This is a genomic window from Pseudomonas sp. S1_G07, from assembly GCF_054668565.1.
The window spans coordinates 2982639-3006026 of the sequence record NZ_CP162778.1 but is presented as its reverse complement, the minus strand read 5'-3'; the positions used below and the strand labels follow the sequence as shown (position 1 = coordinate 3006026).

Genomic DNA, 23388 nt, shown 5'->3' with positions numbered 1-23388 from the left:
GTGAAAATCAAACGGCCCAGAACGCCGGTGCGCTGGCGAGGGCGGCCTTGATCAGTTGCACGGCCTGGTCGATATCCTGCTCGGTGGTAAACCGGCCCAGGCTCAAGCGAATGGTACGGCCGGCACTGCGTGCATCATGGCCCAGTGCAAGCAGCACGTGGGAGGGTGCGTTGCTCGCAGAATTACATGCCGAGGTCGCGGAAAACGCCAGGCCCGCGCTCAATGCGGCTGCATTGAACTCGCCCTCGCCGAACGTGAGGCTCAGGGTATGAGGAATACGCTGCGTGGGGCTGCCATTAAGGCGTACACCGGCAACCGACGCCAGTTGATCAAGCAAGCGCTGGCGCAAGCCAACGATATTCGCCTTTTCTTCAGCGAAAAACGCCGCTGCCAGGGCGAACGCCGCGCCCATACCCGCGATCTGATGAGTCGCCAGGGTGCCGGAGCGCAAGCCGCCCTCATGACCGCCGCCATGAATCTGCGCCAACACTTTCTGCTGGGCCCGGGGCCCGACGTACAGCGCGCCGATACCTTTGGGGCCGTACAGCTTATGCGCGGAAAACGACATCAGGTCCACCGGCCATTGCGCCAGGTCGATCGCCACCTTGCCCGCACCTTGTGCCGCATCCACATGCAGCAGCGCGCCGTGCTCGCGTACGCGCGCGCCGATGGCGGGGATGTCGTTGAGAGTACCCAGTTCGTTATTCACCAGCATCAGCGACACCAGGAAGGTGTCTTCGCGCAGCGCCTCACTGACCGCGTCGGCACTGATCAAACCGTCGGCATCCGGTACCAGGTAGGTCACCGCCACACCGGCTTCCTGCAGTTGTCGCGCGGTATCCAGCGTGGCCTTGTGTTCGATCTGACTGGTGATGATATGCCCGCCCGAAACGCCCCGCGCCTGGGCCACCCCCTTGATCGCGAGGTTGTTGGACTCGGTGGCGCCAGAGGTCCAGACGATTTGCTCAGGCTGTGCGCCAACCAACTCGGCCACCTGGCGGCGCGCCTGTTCAACCGTTTGCCGGGCCGCCTGGCCAAACGCGTGGGAACTGGACGCAGGGTTACCGAAATTGGCGTTGAAGCCCAGACACTCGACCATCACCTGGATGACCCGCTCATCCACCGGCGTGGTGGCGGCGTAGTCGAAATACAACGGACGTTTATTCATGACGTTAAAGACTCGCAGAGCAGGTTCCCGAGAACAACGTCTCAGGGACATCGACCGAAACGGGGATCGTCAGGTTTAACCGATCGAATGCCATTAAAGAAGGACCACTTTATGTAAATGTGCGTAGGAACGCTTCTGAAATTCAGCTTAACAGGCTGAAGTCGCGTCATGGCAAACAAAAAGCCCGAGGTTCCTTAAAGGAAACCTCGGGCTTTTTGTTTGCCAGGCGCCTGCTCAACTGGGACGCCCCTGCAATGCCACGTTGCGCTCGGCGTTCATTTCACCTTGGTGATCAAAACCAAAGGATTTCTGTGGCTGGCCGATCAGTGCGGCGCGCTGCCGTTGGTATTCATCAAACGACAAACCGCGACGACTCAGCGCTTCCAAGGCCAGTTGCTTGGTTTCTTGCGCCGTATAGGGGCGCAATTCGGGTGCGGGATGGGTGGCACAACCCGCCAGCACAGCGCTGACAATCAATAAGCAGACGGCGAGAAATCGGTTCATGGCGCAGGCCCTGGAAAGTAGGTTTCGAGTCAATGAACACAGGCTACTCCCGGCCCTGCACGGTGAAAAATCACTGTCCGTGATAGTCGCTATCGACCGCCAAGGCTCCCTTGGCAGCGCCACCCCTGCATATTCATAAATGATATATAAATATGGAAATACATTAATTTACGGAATAAAAATAACCCTCTATAAATGGCCTCACACCGACTTCGACTGTCGCTCAGGCAACAGCCATTCAACAATCAACGAGCCTTAAGCAGCGGTCTATGCGGACATAACGTTATTAACCTCACTGGCCGGTTCGGCGAAATGATCGCCAACCCCGTACCGCCAAATGGGGCGTCACATCAGGCGCTGCCGACTCGGACGTTCTACTCATAAAAAAGAGGTATCCATGCAGCTTCTGACCCTACCGCCCTCGCCTGCCCTCGCAACCTCGATCCGTGCCACGGCCCAGGTCTTCGAAGACCCGAAATCCCAGGCGCTGCTCGACCACATCACGCAAGTGGCGCCCAGCGAAGCCAGCGTGCTGATCATCGGCGAGACCGGTACTGGCAAAGAGCTGGTGGCGCGCCACATTCATAATCTCAGCGCGCGGCGCAACCGACCGTTCGTGGCGGTGAACTGCGGGGCATTTTCCGAATCGCTGGTGGAAGCCGAGCTGTTCGGCCATGAAAAAGGCGCCTTCACCGGCGCCCTTGGCGCCAAGGCCGGCTGGTTCGAAGAGGCCGACGGCGGCACGTTGTTCCTGGATGAGATCGGCGATCTGCCGATGGCGATCCAGGTCAAACTGCTACGGGTTCTACAGGAGCGCGAAGTGGTGCGCCTGGGCTCGCGCAAAAGCATTCCCATCGATGTGCGCGTGCTCGCCGCCACCAACGTGCAGCTGGAAAAAGCCATCAACGCCGGGCATTTCCGCGAAGACCTCTACTACCGCCTCGACGTGGTCAGCCTGGAACTCAGCCCGCTGCGCGACCGTCCCGGCGATATCCTGCCGCTGACCCGGCACTTTATCGAAGCCTACAGCCAGCGCCTGGGCTATGGCCCGATCACTATCAGCCGCGAGGCCGAACACAAACTCAAAAGCTACAGTTGGCCGGGCAATATCCGAGAGCTGGAAAACGTGATTCACCACACCCTGCTGATCTGCCGCAACGGCATGATCGAGCGCGACGATTTGCGCCTGTCGAACCTGCGCATCGAGCGCCAGGACGACAGCCAACACAGCGCCGACAATAGTGCCGAAGCCTTATTGGAGCGTGCCTTCCAAAAACTCTTCGAAGAACAGGCCGGCGCCCTGCATGAAAAGGTCGAGGACGCACTGCTGCGCGCAGCCTATCGCTTCAGCCATTACAACCAGGTGCACACCGCCAACCTGCTGGGCCTGAGCCGCAACGTCACGCGCACCCGCCTGATCAAGATCGGCGAACTGGCGGTGAACAAACGCCGACCAGGGGAAAATGTGCAGGGTGAACGGATGCTGCACCTATCCATTTAGGCGGCAGTGCAACGCATCGTCGTGGCTGCGCTCGAAGCTGCTCAGCACCTGGAACGAACCGAAGATCACGGCGCTGGCCTGATGAGCGCGAATCAGCGTCCAAAAATCTTCATCGCCCTGTTCAAAGCATTTGAACGCCGCTTCAGCGTCCTCGCGGGACTGCCATTGCAGGTAATTGAGCACCCGCCGCCCATCATCGCTAACCTGTACGCTCGCCCTCAAGAACCCAACATGGCCACGGGCAAGGCGCTCGCTCTGGGTGGACAACGCCGCCACCAGGGCGGACTGCTGCCGGGGTTCGATATGAAACTCGATCAACTGAGTGAAGCTGCGATTCTTCTCTGATACCTGCATGAATACTCCCCTTTCTCCGTAGGCAGAATCTTGCGATTCGATGCCTCGCAGGGTAAAACCTCGAGTTAAGTCAAGGTCAAGCATTTAATCGGAGCTTTTATGGTTACCAAGGAACTCACCGTTGGCCAATTGGCGGCTCGTAGCGGTGTGGCCGTTACGGCCCTGCACTTTTACGAAACCAAAGGGTTGATCAATAGCCATCGCAACGCGGGTAATCAACGGCGTTATCCACGGGATGTATTACGCCGCGTGGTCGTGATCAAGATCGCCCAGCGCCTGGGTATTCCACTGGCGACGATTGGCGAGGCGTTACAGGCGCTGCCGAATGGCCGCACACCCACCGCCAAGGACTGGGAACGCTTGTCGGCGCTGTGGCGCGAAGACCTGGACCACCGCATCAATACGCTTTTACTGCTGCGGGACAAGCTCAACGGCTGCATTGGTTGCGGGTGCTTGTCGCTGGAGGCCTGCCCGCTGCGCAACCAGGACGATCAACTCGGTGAGCGTGGCCCGGGGGCGCAACTGCTGGAGCCCAGTTAAGTCCTCTCGTCGAGACCCACGGAGCCCTTGATTGGCGTGGCCTATAGTGAAAAGGCCGCCCCTCCACAACCCCAATCAAGGAGAACGATATGAACGTTCAACCCATCCCCGAGGGCTATCACAGCATCACGCCCTACCTGGGCATCGACAAAGCCGCCGAGGCCATCGAGTTTTATAAAAAAGCCTTCGGCGCCATCCAAGTCATGCGCCTGGACATGCCCGACGACAAGGTCGGCCATGCCGAACTGCGCATTGGCGACTCGCCGATCATGCTCGGTTCGCCTTGCGATGAAACGGCCCTGCGCAATCCCGCAGAACACACCAGCGTCGGTTTGCATCTGTATGTGAAAGACGTCGACGCGCAATTCCGACAAGCCGTTTCCGCCGGCGCCACTGCAGTGTCCGAACCGAAGGATCAGTTCTATGGCGACCGCTCCGCGAGCGTTAAGGATCCTTACGGCCATCTCTGGTTCCTGGCCACCCACAAGGAAGACCTTACCGAGGAACAGATTCGCGAACGTGCCCAAGCGATGTTCCAGCAGGGCTAATGACCCAATGGGAGCCTGCTGCCGCTGTCCGCGCAGCAGACTCCCGTTTTTTTTGAGAGTCGTCATCTTCCCGAAAGCCAACCCCCACCTTTCCTGCTCGCCCCCAACCTCTGAAACATTTTATTTCATTTGAGGCTTAGGGATTTCTCATTCTCATTCGTCTTAATTTAGATACAGCCTGTCGCGTCAGCAAAAGCTATGACTGGTCTTTCCGGGCCTCCATCGCCCTCCTCCGATCAAGACCCTCATTTACATGTCGAAGAAGTCACGCTCCAAACTCTGGTTTCTCGTGCATAGCTGGTTGGCATTGCCCATCTGGTTCTTTGTACTGATCGTCTGCGTCACCGGCACCTTGGCGGTGGTCAGCCAGGAAATCGTCTGGCTGGCCAACCCGGACATGCGTGCCAACAAGCCGTCGGATGACGCCGAACCGCTGAGCTTTGACCAGGTGATTGCGGCCATCAGGCGCGAGCAACCGCAGGTGATCGTGCGGTCCATCAGCCGTCCCGACGAATCACACTTTGCCTTGAGTGTCGGGCTCAGCTACCCCGACGGGCGCTCGGTGGAGGCCTACGCCAACCCCTACACCGGCTCGATCCAGGGCATCAGCCCGGCGTTCGACTTCCAGCAATTCACTCGCGCGCTCCACGGCTGGTGGCTGGTGCCGTTTACCAATGGCTATAGCTGGGGCTGGTACCTGGTGTCGTTACTCGGCCTGCCGTTGCTGGCGTCACTGGTCACCGGGCTGGTGGTGTACAAGCGTTTCTGGAAGGGCTTTTTGCGCCCAACCCTGCGTATCCGCCACGGCGCCCGGATCTTCTGGGGCGACTTCCACCGTCTGAGCGGCATCTGGTCGATCTGGTTTATCGCGGTCATTTCCATCACCGGCACCTGGTTCCTGATCCAGGCGATCCTGGGGGATAACCAGATTTCGATTTCCAGCGAGCCGGTCATCCCGGTGATCGCACGCGAAAAAGTACCGACCTCTGCCCCAGGCGTACCGGCACCGATGATTACCGTGGATGAAGCGATCAAGATCGCCACCCAACGCATTCCAGGCCTGGAAGCGAGTTTCGTCATCATGCCCCTCAATGCCTACAGCCACCTGCGGATCGGCGGGCGGGGGTGGTACCCGCTGATGTTCCAGACCGCGCAGATCAACCCCTATGACGGCGAAGTCGCCTCCTCGCACCAGCTGTCCGACCGGACAAAACTGGAGTTCGTCACCGAATCCATGCGCCCGTTGCACACCGGCGACTTTGGCGGGCTGTGGATCAAACTGATCTGGGCATTCTTCGGCCTGGTGTTGAGCATGATGGTGTTGAGCGGCCTGCTGATCTGGACCAAACGCACTGCCCTGGCCACTGCCAATGCCCTCAAGCGTACCCACAAGGCGCGGCGCCAACCCACTTCAATCCCAGCCATGCCGGCTGAAACCTCGGAGGCCAACCAATGAGCAAAGTCGCTGCCGCTGCACCTCCGTCGCCGCTGAGGGCCTTTTGGCTGAAATGGCGTTTCCACATCAATCTCCTGCTGGTGCTGGTGCCCCTGGGCTATATGCCTAAATACTTTGCCGACGCCGCCTTGTTTCGTGGTGACACCGGCATCGGCGAGCGCGTGGCTGGCGACGTGCAGGTCGGGCCCTGGAGCCTGAAGCTTGCCGAGTTCCGTAACGAAGGCCCAAGCCCGGATCCGGCCGGCCCGATGAAATTCTTCAACGCCGCTCTGTGCGATACCTGCGCCGATCAGGTCAAGGCCACTTACCTGCGTATCGGCAAACCGCGCAGCCTGAGAGCCGCCGGGGTGATCTTCTTCGGCACGCCATACCGCATGGGTGCCGCCCTGCCGATACCGGAACGCACGCCGGCCGACGCCGTGCTGTGGGTCACCATGGAAGGCTGGGACGGCACGATGCACCAGGGTTCCATCCCGCTGAGCCAGGCCTCGCCCGCCACCATTGCCTGGCTGGACAAGCAAGGAGTTAAACCATGACGTTCAAGCGCCTGCCCTACACCTGCGCCGCGCTGTTGTTCTGCGCCGGTTTCAGTACCAGCGCCCAGGCCCACAACCCGATGTGCGAATGCAAGGAAATCCCCGACGAGCAGATCCAGTGCAAAGGCGGCTTTTCCGATGGCAGCGGCGCCCCCGGCGTGACCCTGGACGTGATCGGCTACGACGAAACCCTTCTGGTCCCCGGCAAGCTGGGCCAGGATTCGACCCTGACCTTCAAGAAGCCCTCAGCCGAGTTCTATGTGCTGTTTGACGCCGGTCCCGGTCACGTGGTGGAAATCGACCAAGCGGATATCCAGCCACAATGAGCACCACACAGGTTGTACGCCCCGCCGGTGCCGGCCACGAAACCCTGTATGTCCTGCTGCTGTGCCTGATCATCCTCGCGGTGGCCGGCACGGTAGTGGCATTGCACGGCGAATCCCAGGAAGTCACGACACTGCCCAGCCACCAGTTGGACGCCCGCCGTGACCTGAACGCCGCCGAGCAAGGCATCTATGCTGACCTACGGGTGACCCTGGACGAAATCCATCTGCTGCGCGAAGAGCAAAACGCCCTGCCGACGCCTGAACAACTGGCCGAAGAAGGCTTCGCGCCATTCGCCCGGGACGCCAGTTCGGTCAGCCGTGGCAACCACCGCTGGCAGTTGCTGGCGCCATCGACCTACCTGGGCTTGAGCCAGACGCCGACAACCAGCGGCTCGTTGCTGATGCGCGTGCAGGGCACCGAGCCGGATATCTGGCTCAACCGCCACAAGGCGCTCGCCGCCCCCTCCGACCTCACTGACCAGGCGCTGATCGCGGCCGGCTGGCAGCAAGTGGTCGCGCAATTCGATGCCGGCGTCACCCGCCAGCACCGTCACTGAACGAGAAGACCGATTGCCCATGTCTATTTCATCTGCCCTGTTACGCCTGCTGCTGGTCAGCCTGTTCAGCCTGATGCTCGCGCCCCTGGCGAATGCCGAGGCGGCCAAACGCCTGCGTATCGGCATCACGCTGCATCCTTATTACAGCTACGTGGCCAATATTGTCGGCGACAAGGCCGATGTGGTGCCGTTGATTCCGGCCGGCTTCAACCCCCATGCCTACGAGCCGCGCGCCGAAGACATCAAGCGCATTGGCACCCTGGACGTAATCGTGCTCAACGGCGTCGGTCACGACGACTTTGCCGACCGTATGATCGCCACCAGCGAGCGTCCGGATATCCCCGTCATCGAAGCCAACGCCAACGTGCCATTGCTGGCCGCCACCGGAAACGCCGCGCGCGGTGCGGGCAAGGTGGTCAACCCGCACACCTTCCTGTCGATCAGCGCGTCGATTGCCCAGGTCAACAACATCGCCCGCGAGCTGGGCAAGCTCGACCCGGACAACGCCAAGACCTATACCCGAAACGCCCGCGCCTACGGCAAGCGCCTGCGCCAGATGCGCGCCGATGCCCTGGCCAAGCTCACCAGCGCGCCCAACCCGGACCTGCGCGTCGCCACCGTGCATGCAGCCTACGACTACCTGCTGCGCGAGTTCGGCCTGGAAGTGACGGCCGTGGTCGAACCGGCCCACGGTATCGAGCCAAGCCCCAGCCAATTAAAAAAAACCATCGATGAGCTGCGCGCCCTGGACGTGAAGGTCATCTTCTCGGAGATGGATTTTCCGTCCACCTACGTCGACACCATCCAGCGTGAATCCGGGGTCAGGCTGTACCCGCTGTCGCATATTTCCTACGGTGAATACAGCGCTGAAAAATACGAAGTGGAAATGAGCGGCAACCTCAACACCGTGGTGCGGGCGATTCAGGAGTCGGGCGCATGACGGCGGCGGAGCAACTTAAGGTGGCCTGCGTAGGCCCGACCATTGAGTTCGACAAGGTGTCCCTGACGCTGGGCCGCACCATGATCCTCGACAGCGTGGGTTTCCAAGTGCAGCCGGGCAGCATCCATGCCCTGGTCGGCCCCAACGGCGGCGGTAAAAGCTCGCTGATCAAGACCCTGTTGGGGCAAACGCCGCATCAGGGCCGTTTGAGCCTGGAGTGGCCGACCACGCCTGGCACGATCGGTTATGTGCCCCAGGCGCTGGAGTTTGACCGCGGCTTGCCGATGACCGTGGACGACTTCATGGCCGCCATGTGCCAGCGGCGCCCGGCGTTCCTGGGCGTGTCCAAACATTACGCCGCTGCGATAGGTGATGCACTTGAGCGCGTCGGCCTGCAAGACAAACGCAAGCGGCGCATGGGTGCATTGTCCGGCGGTGAGCGACAGCGTGTGTTGCTGGCCCAGGGCCTGATCCCCGCACCGCAATTGCTGGTACTGGATGAACCGATGTCGGCCCTCGATGAGGCGGGCATCCAGGTCTTCGAACGCCTGCTCAACGACTGGCGCATGGCCGGGGTCACCGTGCTGTGGATCGAGCACGACCTGGAGGCCGTCGCTCGCCTGGCCGACCGCGTCACCGGCCTGAACCGCCGCGTGCTGTTCGACGCCACGCCAGACCAGGCGCTGACCCCGGATCGCCTGCTGACCCTGTTTTCCACTCACCCTCGGAGCCCTGCGCAATGAGTTATGAAGCGTTCCGCCTGATGGTCCAGGGCTGGGCCTCCTCGGGTTACCTGCCGGAAGCGCTGGCCTATGGTTTCGTGGTCAACGCTCTGCTCGCCGGCCTGCTGATCGGCCCGGTGCTGGGTGGCCTGGGCACGCTGGTGGTGGTCAAGCGATTTGCGTTCTTCTCCGAAGCGGTCGGCCATGCCGCCCTTACCGGTGTGGCCGTGGGCATTCTGCTCGGCGAACCCTACACCGGGCCCTACGGTAGCCTGTTCGGTTACTGCCTGTTGTTCGGCATCCTGCTCAATTACCTGCGCAACCGCACCGGCCTGGCGCCGGACACTTTGATCGGCGTGTTCCTGTCGGTATCCCTGGCATTGGGCGCGAGCCTGCTGCTAATTCTGGCGGGCAAGATCAACGTGCATATCCTTGAGAACGTGTTGTTTGGCTCGGTGTTGACCGTCAACGGGAACGACCTGCTGGTACTGGCGATCGTCGGTTCGCTGGTGATGGCCCTGGCACTGCCGTTGTACAACCGCATCATGCTGGCCAGTTTCAACCCGCAACTGGCGGCGGTGCGCGGCGTGGCGGTGAAGACCCTGGACTACCTGTTCGTGATCCTGGTGACGCTGATCACCGTGGCGGCAGTCAAGGTGATCGGGGCGATCCTGGTGGGCGCCCTGCTGGTGATTCCCGCCGCGGCGGCGCGCCTGTTGAGCCAGTCGCTCAAAGGCTTCTTCTGGGTCTCGGTGGCGATCGCCACGGTCAGCACCGTGTGCGGGATCCTGCTGCCGATCATCTTCGACCTGCCCATCCCCTCCGGTGCCGCGATCATCCTGATGGCCGGTATCGCCTTCGCCCTCGCCGCCATCGCGCGCGGTATCGTGCCCAGCCTCAAAGGGAATCTTGGATAATGCGCTCTGTTCTTCAGCCTCTGGCCCTGGCCATCGCCTGTTTGATCACTCCCCCGCTGATGGCCAGCGAGTCAGCCAAACCGCCTGCTCACGCCGCCAAACCAGTCAAAGTGCTGGCTTCGCTGCCGATCACTTATGGCCTGGCCGAGATGCTGCTCAAGGGCAGCGACGTGCAACTGGAGCGCGCGGCACCGGCCAATCTGCCGGGCTCACGCCAAGTGTCGTACTTCACCGGCCGTGGCGCCCCGGCACTCAGCGCGCTGGCCCAGGACGCCGACGCCGCCATCGGCCTGCGCTCGCTGTGGGCGGATGACCCGCTGTACCCGGTGGCACGGCGTAGCAATATCCGTATCGTCGAAGTCGATGCCGCACGCCCGGTGGATGGAGGCTTGCCGGGCATCGCCGTGCAACCGGGCGTCGCCGACGGTTTGAACAGCCAGCCATGGCAATCGAGCAACAACCTGGGGCGCATGACCGATGTACTGGCCGCCGACCTGAGCCGCCTTGCGCCAGGCGCCAAAGCGAAAATCGACGCCAACCTCGCGGCGCTCAAGCAACGCCTGCTCAAGCTCACCGCCGACAGCGAAGCGCGGCTGGCCCAGGCGGACAACCTGAGTGTGGTCAGCTTGAGCGATCACTTCGCCTATCTGATCAGCAGCTTGAACCTGGAACTGGTCAGCACCGATGCACGGCCGGATGCCGATTGGACGCCTGAGACACTGCAAAAACTCAGCGCCGCGTTGAAGGGCAACGACGTTGCGGTGGTGCTGCACCATCGCCAGCCAAGTGAGGCGGTGAAAGCTGCTGTAACCGCAGGCGGCTCAATATTGCTGGTACTGAGTGTCGACGGCGCCGACCCGGTATCGGAGCTGGAAACCAATGTGGATCAAGTGATCAAGGCGTTGACCCCATGACATCCACGCCCACATGAATCGCATCATGCCGCCAGAACTCAAGGTCGCAGTCGATCAAGCGCTGGTGCTGATCATAATTGACCCGAGCGATGCGCAGGCCCGGGCTGCCTACCGACACGCGCAACGCGGCGGCGGCTTCCACCGGCAGTGACGTCGGCACGATCTCGAAACGTACACGCCCGTAATGCAGGTCGTACTTGCGGGCGTACAACTCGGTCATCGACTGATTCAGGTCGCACTCAAGAATCCCCGGAAAATACTGCGGGTTCAGATAGTGCTCCACGTACAGCACCAAACGCCCATCTATCCGGCGGCCCCGGCAGATCTGGATCACACTGGACAGCGCCGGCAGTTGCAGCCACGCGCACACCGCCGCCGATGCGGGTTGCAACCGCGCAGAAATCACTTCGGTGGAGGCCACACGCCCCTGGTCATTGACCATCGCGTGAAAGTGGCTGCGTTGCATCAGGTTGTAGGCCAGTCGCGGCGGCGAGACAAACCAGCCACGGCGCTCCTCGCGATAGATCTGCCCTTGGGCCTCCAGTTGTAACAGCGCTTCACGCACGGTGATTCGAGTGGTACCAAACAACTCGCTGAGCTTGCGCTCGGCGGGCAGTTTGCTTGCGGGCGGCAACAAGCCGTGGTCGATCTGCTCTTGCAGCGCCAGGCCGATGGATGTCACCGCCTTAATTGCCTCATCACGCATCAACGTTACCTATCTGGACTAGACCAGCACCGTTCAGGTGCAAAAAGCACTGGGTTAATGAGCGTCTACTGTTGCACGCCAGCCTAGGCATTGCAGATGACCGACAGATGACAGTCCGTGTCGAGTGCCTCCCCCTTGTCTTGCAATACACCGGCCAAGTCCAGGCGTTGCGGGCACTTTGGCATGGTCTACGCTTACCCGACGCCGACCCACATTGGCGATTTAAAAACGACATCGACATGAAACTGTCATCCAGCCGGCCTAAATTGGCTCAGGTATTGCTGACCTAGACCAACACCACCGCAATCGTTCATAACAACGCCGCGTTGAAAACGCCCAAAGGAGCTTCGGATGAAACAGCTTTTCCTGGCATCACTGTTAGGCTCGACCATTGCCATGTGCACCGCCGCCATGGCTGCTGATACCGATTTGAAAAATCTGGAAGCCAACGCGAAAAAAGAAGGGGCCATCAACAGCGTTGGCATGCCCGACGACTGGGCCAACTGGAAAGGTACCTGGGATGACCTGGCCAAGACCTATGGTCTCAAGCACATGGACACCGACATGAGCTCGGCCCAGGAAATCGCCAAGTTCAAGGCTGAAAAAGACAACGCCAGCGCCGACATCGGCGACGTGGGCGCAGCCTTTGGCCCGATCGCGGTGAAACAGGGCGTTACTGAGCCTTACAAACCGTCCACCTGGGCTAAGGTGCCGGATTGGGCGAAAGACAAAGACGGTCACTGGGCCCTGGCCTACACCGGCACCATCGCGTTTATCGTCAACAAGAAGCTGCTGCACGGCTCTGCAGTGCCCACCAGTTGGGCTGACCTGCAAACCGGCAAGTACAAGGTGTCGGTGGGTGATGTGAGCACCGCGGCCCAGGCGTCCAACGCCGTACTGGCCGCCGCCATCGCCAATAAAGGCGATGAGAAGAACATCGCACCCGGCCTGCAATTCTTCACCAAGATCGCCCAGCAAGGTCGCCTCGGCCTGTCCAACCCGACCATCGCTACCATGGAAAAAGGCGAAATCGAAGTGGGCATCGTCTGGGACTTCAACGGCCTGAGCTACAAGGCCAAGATGGCCAACCCGGATGACTATGTGGTGCTGATCCCTTCGGACGGCTCGGTGAAATCCGGCTACACCACCATCATCAACAAATACGCCAAGCACCCGAACGCCGCCAAGCTGACCCGCGAATACATCTTCAGCGATGCCGGCCAACTCAACCTGGCTCGTGGCAATGCGCGTCCGATCCGCGCTGAAACCGACCTGAAACTGCCGGCCGATATCGCCAAGAACCTGATCCCGGGCGAGCAGTACACCAAGGCCAACCCGCAGCCGATCAAGGATGCCGATGCCTGGGAAGCCACCTCCAAGAAGCTGCCTCAGCTGTGGAACGAGCAGGTCATCGTAGAGATGAAGTAAGGGTTTATCCCACATTGGAGCTCCAGTGGAGATCCAATGTGGGAGCGGGCTTGCTCGCGAATGCGTACGTTCAGTCAAGGGATTTACCGCCTGACACAGCGCATTCGCGAGCAAGCCCGCTCCCACATTTTTGACCCCATTCCTCCTGAGGAATTGAGCCACGTCAATCGTTGCGGAGCGTCGCCCCCCATGAAGCACCCAGTCATCCTTGTCGTGCTCGACGGCCTGAACTTCGAGGTTGCCAGACACGCCATGGGGCACTTGCAGGCCTATGTCGGCGCAGGACGCGCAGCCCTCTACAAACTGGAATGTGAACTGCCTGCCCTGTCCCGTCCGCTGTATGAGTGCATCCTGACCGGCGTACCACCGATCCAGAGCGGCATCGTGCACAACCAGGTCTCGCGCCTGTCCAACCAGCGCAGCATTTTCCATTACGCCACCGACGCCGGCCTTACCACGGCGGCGGCGGCTTATCACTGGGTCAGCGAGTTGTATAACCGCACGCCCTTTCTCGCCGCCCGCGATCGTCATACCGACGACAAGGCGCTGGCGATCCAGCACGGGCATTTCTACTGGAATGACCACTATCCGGATTCCCACCTGTTCGCCGACGCCGAGAGCCTGCGGCTCAAGCACGCGCCGGACATCCTGGTGGTGCACCCGATGAACATCGACGACGCCGGCCACAAGCACGGCCTCGACACCGCGCAATACCGCAACAGCGCACGCTCGGCCGACATCATCCTGGCCGACTATCTGCAAGGCTGGCTCGATGCCGGCTACCAGGTGCTGGTGACCGCCGACCACGGCATGAACGATGACCGCTCCCACAACGGCCTGTTGCCGCAAGAGCGGGAAGTACCGCTGTTTGTCCTCGGCGATGCCTTCAGCCTGGATGCCAGTGCCGCGCCGAAACAAACCGATCTGTGCGGCACCGTCTGCGAACTACTCGGCATCCCCCACGACAAACCTGTATGCCGGGAGCTGCTCAAGTGAATGCCATGACTCGCGGCAAATGGCTGGCGCTGCTGTGCCTGCTGCCCTTCACCCTGTTCTTTATCGTGTTCGAGATCGCCCCATTGGTATGGGTGCTGATCAACAGCCTGCAAACCGAAGAAACAGGCTGGGGCCTGGACAATTTCACGCGCATCTTCAGCTCGAAGTTCTACCTGCAGGCGATCCAGTTCAGCCTGGAAATCAGCTTCTACTCCAGTATCTTCGGGATCGTCATCGCCACGCTGGGCAGCTACTCGCTGCGGCGGGTGGACTCCCCGTTGCGCAACTTCGTCACCGCCTTCGCCAACATGACCAGCAACTTCGCCGGCGTGCCCCTGGCCTTCGCGTTCATCATCCTGCTGGGGTTCAACGGCAGCATCACCATCATGCTCAAGCAGGCGGGGATCATTCAGGACTTCAACCTGTACTCCAAGACCGGGCTGATCATCCTCTACACCTACTTCCAGATCCCCCTCGGCGTGCTGTTGCTGTACCCGGCCTTCGATGCGCTGCGCGAAGACTGGCGAGAGTCGGCCTCCCTGCTCGGCGCCAATGGCTGGCAGTTCTGGCGGCACATCGGCCTGCCGGTGCTCACGCCCGCGCTGCTCGGCACCTTTGTGATCCTGCTGGCCAACGCCCTGGGCGCCTACGCCACGGTGTATGCGCTGACCACCGGCAACTTCAACGTGCTGCCGATCCGTATCGCGGGGCTGGTGTCCGGTGATGTATCGCTCGACCCCAACATGGCCAGCGCCCTGGCCGTGGTGCTGGTGGCGCTGATGACCCTGGTCACGGTGGTCCATCAACTGCTGCTCAAGAGGAGCTACCATGTCTCGCGCTGAAGCCGGTCCGGCCTCCCTGTACCACCGGGTGGTGGTGTACCTGTTGTTTGCGATTCTGGTGTTGCCGCTGGTGGGCACCTTTGTCTACTCGATTGCCAGCAGTTGGTCGGCGACCATCCTGCCCGCCGGCTTCACCGTGAAATGGTATGTGCAACTGTGGAGCGACCCACGCTTCCTGATGGCCTTTGGTCAATCGTTGCTGGTGTGCGTGGGCGCGCTGATCCTGTCGGTGGTGCTGATCCTGCCGCTGCTGTTCGTGGTGCATTACCACTTCCCCAGGCTCGACGCGCTGATGAACATCCTGATCCTGCTGCCCTTCGCGGTGCCGCCGGTGGTGTCGTCGGTGGGGCTGTTGCAACTGTATGGCTCCGGGCCCTTTGCAATGGTGGGCACGCCGTGGATCCTGATCGGCTGCTACTTCACCGTGGCGCTGCCGTTCATGTACCGGGCGATCACCAACAACCTGCAGGCCATCAACCTGCGTGACCTGATGGACGCCTCGCAACTGCTCGGCGCCAGCACCTGGCAGGCGGCGATCTTCGTCGTGCTGCCCAACCTGCGCAAAGGCCTGATGGTGGCGCTGCTGCTGTCGTTCTCGTTCCTGTTCGGCGAGTTCGTGTTCGCCAACATTCTGGTGGGCACCCGCTACGAAACCCTGCAGGTGTACCTCAACAATATGCGCAACAGCAGCGGCCACTTCACCAGTGCCGTGGTCATCTCCTATTTCTTCTTTGTGCTGGTGCTGACCTGGGCCGCCAATATCTTGAACAAGGACAAAAGCCAATGAGCTTCGTCAGCGTCCAACACCTGCAAAAAGGCTACGCCGGCACCCCGGTCTTCAGTGATATCAACTGCGAGATCGCCAAGGGCGAGTTCGTCACCCTGCTCGGCCCGTCCGGTTGTGGCAAATCCACCCTGCTGCGCTGCATCGCCGGGCTGACCTCGGTGGACAGCGGCAAGATCCTGCTGGACGGCCAGGACATCGTGCCGCTGAGCCCGCAAAAGCGACACATCGGCATGGTGTTCCAGAGCTATGCGTTGTTTCCCAACATGACCGTGGAACAGAACGTCGCCTTCGGCCTGCGCATGCAGAAGGTCAACGCCGACGACAGCCACGCGCGCGTGCAGGAAGTACTGCAACTGGTAGAACTCAAGGACCTCGCCGGCCGCTACCCGCACCAGATGTCCGGCGGCCAGTGCCAGCGCGTGGCCCTCGCCCGCTCCCTGGTCACCCGCCCACGCCTGTTGCTGCTGGATGAGCCGCTGTCGGCGCTGGATGCGCGAATTCGCAAGCACTTGCGCGAGCAGATCCGCCAGATCCAGCGCGAACTGGGGCTGACCACGATTTTTGTGACCCATGATCAGGAAGAGGCCCTGACCATGTCCGACCGCATCTTCCTGATGAACCAGGGCAAGATCGTGCAAAGCGGCGATGCCGAAACCCTCTACACCGCACCGGTGGACGTATTCGCCGCCGGTTTTATCGGCAACTACAACCTGCTGGATGCCGACAAGGCCAGCCAGTTGCTGCAACGCCCGATCAGCGGGCGCATCGCCATTCGCCCGGAAGCCATCGAACTGAGCCGCAGCGGCGAGCTGGACGCACTGGTGCGCAGCCATAGTTTATTGGGCAACGTGATTCGCTACCGCATCGAAGCCCGGGGCGTGGAATTGGTGGTGGATGTGCTCAACCGCTCGGCGGACGACCTGCACCCGGACGGCCAGCGCCTGGCACTTTCCATCGACCCCAGTGCCCTGTGTGAAGTAGCCTGATGCAAGGTTTTTTGAGAGAGCATGACGGATGGCATTGGTAATTTTTGATCTGGACGACACGTTGATCCACGGCGACTGCGCCACCCTGTGGAGCGAGCAGATGGGCCGCCTGGGCTGGGTCGAGCCGGAGTCGTTCATGCGTCGCAACACTGAACTGATGGACGCCTACAGCCTGGGCAAACTGGCCATGGAAGACTACATGGACTTCAGCCTGGAGCCGATGATCGGCCGTACGCCGGCCGAGATTGAGCATCTGGTGGAGCCCTGGGTGGAAGACATGATTGAGCCGCTGATCTACAGCGACGCGACCAAGACCATCGCTCGCCACCGTGCAAACGGCGACCGGATCCTGGTGATCTCCGCCTCGGGCACTCATCTGGTGAAACCGATTGCCGCGCGCATCGGTATAGATGAAGTGTTGGGGATCGAACTGGACGTGGGGCATGGCGTTTACAGCGGCAAGACAGTCGGTGTGCTCACCTATCGTGAAGGCAAGATCACGCGTTTGCTGGAATGGCTGGAACAAGAAAGTGAGACATTGGACGACGCGTACTTCTATTCGGATTCGCGCAACGACTTACCGTTGCTGTTGAAGGTGGATCACCCGCAGGTGGTGAACCCTGACCCGGTATTACGCGAACATGCCGAGAAGGCCAACTGGCCGATCCACCACTGGATCTGATTCAACAGAGATCAACATGTGGAAGCTGGCTTGCCGGCGATAGCGGTGTATCAGATGAAGAATTCTTCACTGTCATACTGCTATTACCGGCAAGCCAGCTCCCACTTTGACTGCATTCCAATCCGGGATCAGACCAGGCTTTCGTCAATCACCAACACCAGCTTCCCGGCAATCTGATTGCTCGCCAGCTCGGCAAACGCCACCTCGGCATCCTTGATCGGGAAGGTCCTGGCCAGTTGCGGGCTCAGGCGTCCTTCGGCAAACAACGGCCACACATGCTGGCTCAGATCACTGAACAGGTCCGCCTTGAACTGATCGTCACGGCTGCGCAGGGTCGAGCCCAGCAACTGAATACGCTTGCCCAGCACCTGCGCCAGGTCCAGCTGGGCCTCGCGGCCGCCCATCAAACCGATCAACACCCAGCGACCGTCCAGGGCGAGCAATTTAAGGTCCAGCGCGGCGTAGTTGCCGCCAACCGGGTCGAGGATCACGTCGAACGGCCCGAAATCGCGCAGCCCTTCGATACCGTCGGTACGGACCACGCCGCCCTGAGCGCCCAGGTCTTCACAGTACGCCAGGCGTTGCGCCGATCCGACACTGACCCAGCAAGGGCTGCCAAACGCCTTGCACAGCTGGATCGCGGCCGAGCCCACGCCACTGGCGCCAGCATGCAACAAGACTTTCTCACCGGGCTTGAGCCGCGCCAACTGGAACACATTCAGCCAGGCCGTGCTGTATACCTCAGGCAAGGCCGCCGCTTCAGCCAGCGACAGACCTTCCGGTACCGGCAACACATGACGCGCATCCACCACCACTTCTTCAGCCATGCCACCACCGGCCAGCAAGGCGCACACGCGATCCCCCACTTGCCAGGACGAGCCCGCGCCCACTTCACTGATCACCCCGGAACACTCCAGGCCCAGCACAGCGCTGGCACCCGGCGGCGGCGGATAGAGCCCCGCCCGCTGCAATAAATCCGCGCGATTGAGGCCCGCAGCCGCCACACGAATGCGAACTTGGCCTACATCACATGTAGGACTTGGTTCTTCCAACCACTCCACATGACCTTCCACGCCTTGCAATGCTTTCACAGTGCCTCCATAGTGAGTCTGGACTGAGCCCGTAGCAGTAGCGCCGGGCTTTTTGCATTATGCGACCGGCCCCTATGGAACCGGCAACTTCAAAGACGGCCTAATATGCGTTATCAATTGCCCCCGCGTCGAATCAGCATGAAGCATCTGTTCCCCAGCACCGCCCTCGCTCTTTTCATTGGTCTCGGCTGCGCGTCGATGTCGGCCAATACGTTCGCAGCCAACAGCTGGGACAACCTTCAGCCGGACCGCGACGAGGTGATTGCCAGCCTCAACGTCGTCGAATTGCTCAAGCGCCATCACTACAGCAAGCCGCCGCTGGACGACGCACGCTCGGTGATCATCTACGACAGCTACCTCAAGCTGCTGGATCCGTCGCGCAGCTACTTCCTGGCCAGCGATATCGCTGAGTTCGACAAGTGGAAGACCCAGTTCGACGACTTCCTCAAGAGCGGCGACCTGCAGCCCGGCTTCACCATCTACAAGCGCTACCTGGACCGCGTCAAAGCCCGTCTGGACTTCGCCTTGGCCGAGCTGGACAAAGGTGTCGACAAGCTCGACTTCACCCAGAAGGAAACCCTTCTGGTGGACCGCAAGGACGCCCCTTGGCTGACCAGCACCGCCGCCCTCGACGACCTGTGGCGCAAACGCGTCAAGGACGAAGTGCTGCGCCTGAAGATCGCCGGCAAAGACCCCAAGGCCATCCAGGAATTGCTGACCAAGCGCTACAAGAATCAGCTGGCGCGTCTGGACCAGACCCGTGCCGAAGATATCTTCCAGGCGTACATCAACACCTTCGCGATGTCCTACGACCCGCATACCAATTATCTGTCGCCAGATAACGCGGAAAATTTCGATATCAACATGAGTCTGTCGCTGGAAGGCATCGGTGCCGTCCTGCAAAGCGACAATGACCAGGTCAAGATCGTGCGCCTGGTGCCGGCAGGTCCGGCCGACAAGACCAAGCAGGTGGCCCCGGCCGACAAGATCATCGGCGTAGCCCAGGCCGACAAAGAGATGGTCGATGTGGTCGGCTGGCGCCTGGACGAAGTGGTCAAGCTGATCCGTGGGCCGAAAGGCAGCGTGGTACGCCTGGAAGTGATTCCGCACACCAACGCGCCGAACGACCAGACCAGCAAGATCGTGTCCATCACCCGTGAAGCGGTGAAGCTCGAAGACCAGGCCGTGCAGAAGAAAGTCCTCAACCTCAAGCAGGATGGCAAGGACTACAAGCTGGGCGTGATCGAAATCCCGGCCTTCTACCTGGACTTCAAGGCCTTCCGTGCCGGCGACCCGGACTACAAGTCCACCACCCGCGACGTGAAGAAAATCCTCACTGAGCTGCAGAAGGAAAAAGTCGACGGCGTGGTCATCGACCTGCGCAACAACGGCGGCGGTTCCCTGCAGGAAGCCACCGAGCTGACCAGCCTGTTTATCGACAAGGGCCCGACCGTGTTGGTACGCAACGCTGACGGCCGTGTCGACGTGCTCGAAGACGAGAACCCCGGCGCCTTCTACAAAGGGCCGATGGCGTTGCTGGTCAACCGCCTGTCGGCCTCGGCCTCGGAGATTTTCGCCGGTGCCATGCAGGATTATCACCGTGCGTTGATCATCGGTGGCCAGACCTTCGGCAAAGGCACCGTGCAGACCATCCAGCCGCTCAACCACGGCGAATTGAAGCTGACTCTGGCCAAGTTCTACCGGGTTTCCGGGCAGAGCACCCAGCATCAGGGCGTACTGCCGGACATCGATTTCCCGTCGATCATCGACACCAAGGAAATCGGCGAAAGCGCCCTGCCGGAAGCCATGCCTTGGGACACCATTCGCCCTGCGATCAAGCCTGCATCGGATCCGTTCAAGCCATTCCTGGCGCAGTTGAAGGCTGACCACGACACCCGCTCCGCCAAGGATGCCGAGTTCGTGTTTATCCGCGACAAGCTGGCCCTGGCCAAGAAGCTGATGGAAGAAAAAACCGTCAGTCTCAACGAGGTGGACCGTCGTGCGCAGCACAGCGAGATCGAAAACAAGCAACTGGTGCTGGAGAACATCCGCCGCAAGGCCAAGGGTGAAGACCCACTCAAGGAACTGAAGAAAGAAGACGAAGATGCATTGCCGACCGAGGCGGATAAAACCAAGCCAGAAGACGATGCCTACCTGGCCGAGACAGGCCGGATCCTGCTGGACTACCTGAAAGTCACTAAACAGGTGGCGAAGCAATAAATGATGGCAATTTAATGTGAACTCTCCCCGGAGTGTCATCATATAGACATTATTCTGTCGTGAAATGAAGGACCGCTGGCTAACCGCCTGCGGTCCTTTTTTTCGATCGAGATCGCCATGACCATGACCGAACAGCTGAATGCATTGGGCTCTATCTTGGCTCAAGGCAGTTTGCACAGCCTGTTCCAGCCGATCATCAGCCTGTCCGAACGGCGCATCCTCGGTTACGAAGCCCTCAGCCGTGGGCCGTCCAACAGCCCGCTGCACTCTCCCATCTCACTGTTCGCGGTAGCTCGCCATGCCGGGCGCCTCAGCGAACTGGAAATGGCCTGCCGCGAAAGCGCATGTCGACGTTTCAACGAACAAAAGCTTCCAGGCAAGCTGTTTCTGAATATCTCCCCGGAATCTTTGATGGAAACCGCGCACCAACCGGGGCGCACCCTGCAACTGCTGCGCGACATCGGCATCCCGCCGAGCCAAGTGGTGATCGAACTCACCGAGCAAACCCCCACCGATGATTTCGACCTGCTGCAAACCGCTCTGCATCATTATCGCAGCATGGGTTTTTCGATTGCGCTGGATGACTTGGGCGCTGGCTATTCCAGCCTGCGTTTGTGGTCGGAACTGCGTCCGGATTACGTGAAGATCGATCGACACTTTATCGACGGTATCCATCAGGATGCACTCAAGCGCGAGTTTGTCGGCTCTATCCTGCAAATCGCCAAGGCCTCGCGTGCCCAGGTTATCGCCGAAGGCATCGAATTACCCGAAGAGCTGGCGGTATTGACGGAAATGGGTGTCGACCTGGTCCAGGGCTACCTGCTTTGTCGTCCGCAGGAACATCCACCACAGGAAGCACGCCTGATGCTGCCCAAGCCCGACCAGACCAGCGTGGCGCTCAACGACGAAGGCAGCGACCTCAGCGCCCTGCTCAACGAGCAACCGGCGGTTTACCAGGATACCGCCACCGCACAGGTGCTGGAGGCGTTCCGCCGCCAGGCCAACCTCAATTCCCTCGCCGTACTCGACGGGTGCGGCCACCCAGTGGGCATCGTCCATCGGCATTCGCTGTCCGATGCACTGCTCAAGCCCTTCGCCACCGACCTGTTTGCGCGCAAGCCCATCAGCCGCTTGATGAGCACCGACTTCCTTGCGGTGGAGTTGAGCCAATCGTTGCAACAGGTCAGCCGCCTGTTGACCAGCCGCGCGCGGCAACGCATCGAAGAAGACTTCATCATCACGCTCAATGGCGACTACCTGGGCCTGGGTCGAGTGATCGATGTCCTCAAGCTGATCACCGAGCTCAAGATCCAGCAGGCGCGCTACGCCAACCCACTGACCCTGCTGCCCGGCAACGTCCCGATCCAGCAATGCCTCACGCGGTTGCTGCAACAACAACGGGAGTCGGTGATCTGCTATGTGGATATCGACAGCTTCAAGCCGTTCAACGATATCTACGGCTACGGGCGCGGAGACGAGGTGCTGCTGTGCCTGGCGCAGTGCCTGAACGACCGGGTAGACCCCAGCCGCGACTTTGTCGGGCATATAGGTGGCGATGACTTTTTGCTGGTGCTGGGGCCGCAGGAGTGGCGCAAGCGGCTCAATCAACTGCTGGACGATTTCCACACCCAATGTCGGCGTTTCTACCGCGCCGAACACCTCGATGCGGGCTGCTTCGTGGCGCTCAACCGCCAGGGCGTACGCCAGGAGTTCGCGTTATTGTCACTGTCGATTGGCGTGGTGCATTTGTATCCACAGGCCTGTGGACAACTCGATGCCAGCCAGTTGGCGGAATTGGCCTCGCAGGCCAAGCACCATGCCAAGGATATGGCCGGTTACAGCATCCATGTGATCGACAGCATGGACAGCTTGCCCCAGGCACTCTAGGCCTCGGCGGACTCCGGGTATTCGTACTCGAACACCCGCACCACTTCCGAAGCGTGCCAGGAAGCGGCAGCCACACCGTCGGATGGGCCGCTGAAACGCCCCAGGCGCTCCACGCATTCAAAGAAACCGGTACGCGGCAGGCGACTGGCACCCTGGCTGATCACCAGGGAGCTGCGCAACGGCTGCTCGGCCTTAGCGTCCAGCGCCGCCAGGTGTTCCAGGGCGGCGGCCAGGGTTTGCATGGCCGGCGTGGGAAACTGCAGGCGCTCGAGCAGCGCGCGATAGGTGAGCAGATGGCGTTGACGACGCGCCTGGTCCAGTTCGTTGAGTAACCCATCCCAGTGTTGACGGCTGATACGTAGGCTCAAGATTCATCCCTCCAACCTGCAACGCCCAATTCCCAGGCCAGGCTGCGACGGATCGCGGCATCCGGCTGGCGTTCACCACTTTCGATCAGTCCAAGATACGACGGGCTGATACCCACCGTACGAGCCAGGGTCTCGATAGCCAGGCCCTTGGTTTCACGCAAGCCGCGCAGGTCCGCAAGCGCGCGCAGATCCTGGACGGGAGCGGCTTGGGCGGCAGAAGGCAGAGGTGGTGTAAGCGGTGGCTGACCGGCAGCTTTTAGCAGCGCCTGGTACTGATCCCATGGCAATACCGCATATTCGGGCTCGCCATTCCGTGAAATTATCTGAATATCCATGACTGCCCCGTAGGATAACAACACTTACCAAGTAAGCACTTTCCTTAAGCACTTGCTGAGGAGTGTAATCCTAACAG

At 60.7% G+C, this 23388-nt stretch carries 26 protein-coding genes; 19 read left to right on the top strand and 7 right to left on the bottom strand.

Annotated features, from left to right (window positions below; translation table 11 throughout):
- Window positions 1–7 precede the first annotated feature (7 nt).
- Window positions 8–1168 carry a cysteine desulfurase family protein gene (locus AB4O05_RS13915; RefSeq protein ID WP_460137017.1) on the bottom strand — a complete coding sequence of 387 codons (1161 nt, stop codon included), beginning with the start codon at window positions 1166–1168 and terminating at the stop codon, window positions 8–10.
- A gap of 234 nt (window positions 1169–1402) precedes the next feature.
- A complete protein-coding gene (locus AB4O05_RS13910) occupies window positions 1403–1672 on the bottom strand; it encodes a hypothetical protein (RefSeq protein ID WP_460137018.1) in 270 nt (89 codons plus the stop codon).
- A gap of 397 nt (window positions 1673–2069) precedes the next feature.
- On the opposite strand from AB4O05_RS13910, the gene AB4O05_RS13905 reads away from it, so the two are divergent.
- The gene (locus tag AB4O05_RS13905; protein ID WP_460137019.1) at window positions 2070–3173 is read left to right on the top strand and encodes a sigma-54 interaction domain-containing protein; all 1104 of its coding nucleotides are present in this window, start codon (window positions 2070–2072) and stop codon (window positions 3171–3173) included.
- Here AB4O05_RS13905 and AB4O05_RS13900 read toward each other — a convergent pair.
- Complete coding sequence (locus tag AB4O05_RS13900; protein WP_460137020.1) at window positions 3162–3527, bottom strand: antibiotic biosynthesis monooxygenase; 366 nt, start codon at window positions 3525–3527, stop codon at window positions 3162–3164. The two genes, AB4O05_RS13905 and AB4O05_RS13900, sit on opposite strands and share 12 nt — an antisense overlap.
- A 99-nt stretch (window positions 3528–3626) precedes the next feature.
- Between AB4O05_RS13900 and soxR the strand changes: the two genes are divergently transcribed.
- From soxR to AB4O05_RS13850, 10 genes are all read left to right on the top strand, one after another.
- Entirely contained in the window at window positions 3627–4067 is a 441-nt protein-coding gene (gene soxR, locus AB4O05_RS13895; protein ID WP_460137021.1) for a redox-sensitive transcriptional activator SoxR, read from the top strand.
- An 89-nt stretch (window positions 4068–4156) separates the two neighbouring features.
- The gene (locus AB4O05_RS13890) at window positions 4157–4615 is read left to right on the top strand and encodes a VOC family protein (RefSeq protein WP_460137022.1); all 459 of its coding nucleotides are present in this window, start codon (window positions 4157–4159) and stop codon (window positions 4613–4615) included.
- Window positions 4616–4868: 253 nt separating this feature from the next.
- Window positions 4869–6071, top strand: a complete 1203-nt coding sequence (locus AB4O05_RS13885; protein ID WP_460137023.1) for a PepSY-associated TM helix domain-containing protein — start codon at window positions 4869–4871, stop codon at window positions 6069–6071.
- Window positions 6068–6607, top strand: a complete 540-nt coding sequence (locus tag AB4O05_RS13880; protein ID WP_460137024.1) for a thiamine pyrophosphate-binding protein — start codon at window positions 6068–6070, stop codon at window positions 6605–6607. Before AB4O05_RS13885 ends, AB4O05_RS13880 begins: the two co-directional genes overlap by 4 nt.
- A complete protein-coding gene (locus tag AB4O05_RS13875; RefSeq protein WP_460137025.1) occupies window positions 6604–6933 on the top strand; it encodes a hypothetical protein in 330 nt (109 codons plus the stop codon). Before AB4O05_RS13880 ends, AB4O05_RS13875 begins: the two co-directional genes overlap by 4 nt.
- Window positions 6930–7490 (top strand): DUF6162 family protein, encoded by a 561-nt coding sequence (locus tag AB4O05_RS13870; protein WP_460137026.1) that lies wholly within the window; start codon window positions 6930–6932, stop codon window positions 7488–7490. Before AB4O05_RS13875 ends, AB4O05_RS13870 begins: the two co-directional genes overlap by 4 nt.
- 19 nt (window positions 7491–7509) lie before the next feature.
- Entirely contained in the window at window positions 7510–8430 is a 921-nt protein-coding gene (locus AB4O05_RS13865; protein ID WP_460164894.1) for a metal ABC transporter substrate-binding protein, read from the top strand.
- On the top strand, window positions 8427–9173 hold the full coding sequence (locus tag AB4O05_RS13860; protein WP_460137027.1) for a metal ABC transporter ATP-binding protein: 747 nt from the start codon (window positions 8427–8429) through the stop codon (window positions 9171–9173). The genes AB4O05_RS13865 and AB4O05_RS13860 overlap by 4 nt, the downstream gene beginning before the upstream one ends.
- The gene (locus AB4O05_RS13855) at window positions 9170–10069 is read left to right on the top strand and encodes a metal ABC transporter permease (RefSeq protein ID WP_460137028.1); all 900 of its coding nucleotides are present in this window, start codon (window positions 9170–9172) and stop codon (window positions 10067–10069) included. The genes AB4O05_RS13860 and AB4O05_RS13855 overlap by 4 nt, the downstream gene beginning before the upstream one ends.
- Window positions 10069–10983, top strand: coding sequence for a metal ABC transporter substrate-binding protein (locus AB4O05_RS13850; RefSeq protein ID WP_460137029.1), 915 nt, complete (start codon window positions 10069–10071; stop codon window positions 10981–10983). Before AB4O05_RS13855 ends, AB4O05_RS13850 begins: the two co-directional genes overlap by 1 nt.
- Here AB4O05_RS13850 and AB4O05_RS13845 read toward each other — a convergent pair.
- On the bottom strand, window positions 10964–11689 hold the full coding sequence (locus tag AB4O05_RS13845) for a UTRA domain-containing protein (RefSeq protein ID WP_078823915.1): 726 nt from the start codon (window positions 11687–11689) through the stop codon (window positions 10964–10966). The genes AB4O05_RS13850 and AB4O05_RS13845 overlap by 20 nt on opposite strands.
- Window positions 11690–12040: 351 nt before the next feature.
- Between AB4O05_RS13845 and AB4O05_RS13840 the strand changes: the two genes are divergently transcribed.
- The 6 genes from AB4O05_RS13840 to AB4O05_RS13815 all read left to right on the top strand — a co-directional run bounded on the left by AB4O05_RS13840 (window position 12041) and on the right by AB4O05_RS13815 (window position 17410).
- Window positions 12041–13117: an ABC transporter substrate-binding protein gene (locus AB4O05_RS13840; RefSeq protein ID WP_460137030.1), complete on the top strand. Its 1077-nt coding sequence runs from the start codon at window positions 12041–12043 to the stop codon at window positions 13115–13117.
- Between the two features lie 189 nt (window positions 13118–13306).
- On the top strand, window positions 13307–14113 hold the full coding sequence (locus tag AB4O05_RS13835; RefSeq protein WP_460137031.1) for an alkaline phosphatase family protein: 807 nt from the start codon (window positions 13307–13309) through the stop codon (window positions 14111–14113).
- Window positions 14114–14118: 5 nt separating this feature from the next.
- Window positions 14119–14955, top strand: coding sequence for an ABC transporter permease (locus tag AB4O05_RS13830; RefSeq protein WP_460137032.1), 837 nt, complete (start codon window positions 14119–14121; stop codon window positions 14953–14955).
- Window positions 14942–15742: an ABC transporter permease gene (locus AB4O05_RS13825; protein WP_460137033.1), complete on the top strand. Its 801-nt coding sequence runs from the start codon at window positions 14942–14944 to the stop codon at window positions 15740–15742. Before AB4O05_RS13830 ends, AB4O05_RS13825 begins: the two co-directional genes overlap by 14 nt.
- On the top strand, window positions 15739–16728 hold the full coding sequence (locus tag AB4O05_RS13820; protein WP_460137034.1) for an ABC transporter ATP-binding protein: 990 nt from the start codon (window positions 15739–15741) through the stop codon (window positions 16726–16728). The genes AB4O05_RS13825 and AB4O05_RS13820 overlap by 4 nt, the downstream gene beginning before the upstream one ends.
- A 28-nt stretch (window positions 16729–16756) precedes the next feature.
- Window positions 16757–17410: an HAD family hydrolase gene (locus AB4O05_RS13815; RefSeq protein WP_460137035.1), complete on the top strand. Its 654-nt coding sequence runs from the start codon at window positions 16757–16759 to the stop codon at window positions 17408–17410.
- A gap of 128 nt (window positions 17411–17538) precedes the next feature.
- On the opposite strand, the gene AB4O05_RS13810 is transcribed toward AB4O05_RS13815, so the two are convergent.
- Complete coding sequence (locus tag AB4O05_RS13810) at window positions 17539–18501, bottom strand: zinc-binding dehydrogenase (RefSeq protein ID WP_460137036.1); 963 nt, start codon at window positions 18499–18501, stop codon at window positions 17539–17541.
- A 138-nt stretch (window positions 18502–18639) separates the two neighbouring features.
- Here AB4O05_RS13810 and AB4O05_RS13805 point away from each other — a divergent pair, with 138 nt between their 5' ends.
- Window positions 18640–20721 carry a carboxy terminal-processing peptidase gene (locus AB4O05_RS13805; protein ID WP_460137037.1) on the top strand — a complete coding sequence of 694 codons (2082 nt, stop codon included), beginning with the start codon at window positions 18640–18642 and terminating at the stop codon, window positions 20719–20721.
- A 117-nt stretch (window positions 20722–20838) separates the two neighbouring features.
- The gene (locus tag AB4O05_RS13800; RefSeq protein ID WP_460137038.1) at window positions 20839–22608 is read left to right on the top strand and encodes a bifunctional diguanylate cyclase/phosphodiesterase; all 1770 of its coding nucleotides are present in this window, start codon (window positions 20839–20841) and stop codon (window positions 22606–22608) included.
- Here the strand turns inward: AB4O05_RS13800 and AB4O05_RS13795 are convergent.
- Together AB4O05_RS13795 and AB4O05_RS13790 are read right to left on the bottom strand one after the other, a co-directional pair.
- Window positions 22605–22976: a hypothetical protein gene (locus AB4O05_RS13795; protein WP_005786715.1), complete on the bottom strand. Its 372-nt coding sequence runs from the start codon at window positions 22974–22976 to the stop codon at window positions 22605–22607. The genes AB4O05_RS13800 and AB4O05_RS13795 overlap by 4 nt on opposite strands.
- The gene (locus tag AB4O05_RS13790; protein ID WP_460137039.1) at window positions 22973–23311 is read right to left on the bottom strand and encodes a helix-turn-helix domain-containing protein; all 339 of its coding nucleotides are present in this window, start codon (window positions 23309–23311) and stop codon (window positions 22973–22975) included. Before AB4O05_RS13790 ends, AB4O05_RS13795 begins: the two co-directional genes overlap by 4 nt.
- Window positions 23312–23388 lie beyond the last annotated feature (77 nt).

What these genes read in the sequence shown, in the direction of transcription:
- AB4O05_RS13915 (WP_460137017.1), bottom strand. Translation starts at nt 1,168, where the DNA reads ATGAATAAACGTCCGTTGTATTTCGACTACGCCGCCACCACGCCGGTG.
- AB4O05_RS13910 (WP_460137018.1), bottom strand. Translation starts at nt 1,672, where the DNA reads ATGAACCGATTTCTCGCCGTCTGCTTATTGATTGTCAGCGCTGTGCTG.
- AB4O05_RS13905 (WP_460137019.1), top strand. Translation starts at nt 2,070, where the DNA reads ATGCAGCTTCTGACCCTACCGCCCTCGCCTGCCCTCGCAACCTCGATC.
- AB4O05_RS13900 (WP_460137020.1), bottom strand. Translation starts at nt 3,527, where the DNA reads ATGCAGGTATCAGAGAAGAATCGCAGCTTCACTCAGTTGATCGAGTTT.
- soxR (WP_460137021.1), top strand. Translation starts at nt 3,627, where the DNA reads ATGGTTACCAAGGAACTCACCGTTGGCCAATTGGCGGCTCGTAGCGGT.
- AB4O05_RS13890 (WP_460137022.1), top strand. Translation starts at nt 4,157, where the DNA reads ATGAACGTTCAACCCATCCCCGAGGGCTATCACAGCATCACGCCCTAC.
- AB4O05_RS13885 (WP_460137023.1), top strand. Translation starts at nt 4,869, where the DNA reads ATGTCGAAGAAGTCACGCTCCAAACTCTGGTTTCTCGTGCATAGCTGG.
- AB4O05_RS13880 (WP_460137024.1), top strand. Translation starts at nt 6,068, where the DNA reads ATGAGCAAAGTCGCTGCCGCTGCACCTCCGTCGCCGCTGAGGGCCTTT.
- AB4O05_RS13875 (WP_460137025.1), top strand. Translation starts at nt 6,604, where the DNA reads ATGACGTTCAAGCGCCTGCCCTACACCTGCGCCGCGCTGTTGTTCTGC.
- AB4O05_RS13870 (WP_460137026.1), top strand. Translation starts at nt 6,930, where the DNA reads ATGAGCACCACACAGGTTGTACGCCCCGCCGGTGCCGGCCACGAAACC.
- AB4O05_RS13865 (WP_460164894.1), top strand. Translation starts at nt 7,510, where the DNA reads ATGTCTATTTCATCTGCCCTGTTACGCCTGCTGCTGGTCAGCCTGTTC.
- AB4O05_RS13860 (WP_460137027.1), top strand. Translation starts at nt 8,427, where the DNA reads ATGACGGCGGCGGAGCAACTTAAGGTGGCCTGCGTAGGCCCGACCATT.
- AB4O05_RS13855 (WP_460137028.1), top strand. Translation starts at nt 9,170, where the DNA reads ATGAGTTATGAAGCGTTCCGCCTGATGGTCCAGGGCTGGGCCTCCTCG.
- AB4O05_RS13850 (WP_460137029.1), top strand. Translation starts at nt 10,069, where the DNA reads ATGCGCTCTGTTCTTCAGCCTCTGGCCCTGGCCATCGCCTGTTTGATC.
- AB4O05_RS13845 (WP_078823915.1), bottom strand. Translation starts at nt 11,689, where the DNA reads ATGCGTGATGAGGCAATTAAGGCGGTGACATCCATCGGCCTGGCGCTG.
- AB4O05_RS13840 (WP_460137030.1), top strand. Translation starts at nt 12,041, where the DNA reads ATGAAACAGCTTTTCCTGGCATCACTGTTAGGCTCGACCATTGCCATG.
- AB4O05_RS13835 (WP_460137031.1), top strand. Translation starts at nt 13,307, where the DNA reads ATGAAGCACCCAGTCATCCTTGTCGTGCTCGACGGCCTGAACTTCGAG.
- AB4O05_RS13830 (WP_460137032.1), top strand. Translation starts at nt 14,119, where the DNA reads ATGACTCGCGGCAAATGGCTGGCGCTGCTGTGCCTGCTGCCCTTCACC.
- AB4O05_RS13825 (WP_460137033.1), top strand. Translation starts at nt 14,942, where the DNA reads ATGTCTCGCGCTGAAGCCGGTCCGGCCTCCCTGTACCACCGGGTGGTG.
- AB4O05_RS13820 (WP_460137034.1), top strand. Translation starts at nt 15,739, where the DNA reads ATGAGCTTCGTCAGCGTCCAACACCTGCAAAAAGGCTACGCCGGCACC.
- AB4O05_RS13815 (WP_460137035.1), top strand. Translation starts at nt 16,757, where the DNA reads ATGGCATTGGTAATTTTTGATCTGGACGACACGTTGATCCACGGCGAC.
- AB4O05_RS13805 (WP_460137037.1), top strand. Translation starts at nt 18,640, where the DNA reads ATGAAGCATCTGTTCCCCAGCACCGCCCTCGCTCTTTTCATTGGTCTC.
- AB4O05_RS13800 (WP_460137038.1), top strand. Translation starts at nt 20,839, where the DNA reads ATGACCATGACCGAACAGCTGAATGCATTGGGCTCTATCTTGGCTCAA.
- AB4O05_RS13790 (WP_460137039.1), bottom strand. Translation starts at nt 23,311, where the DNA reads ATGGATATTCAGATAATTTCACGGAATGGCGAGCCCGAATATGCGGTA.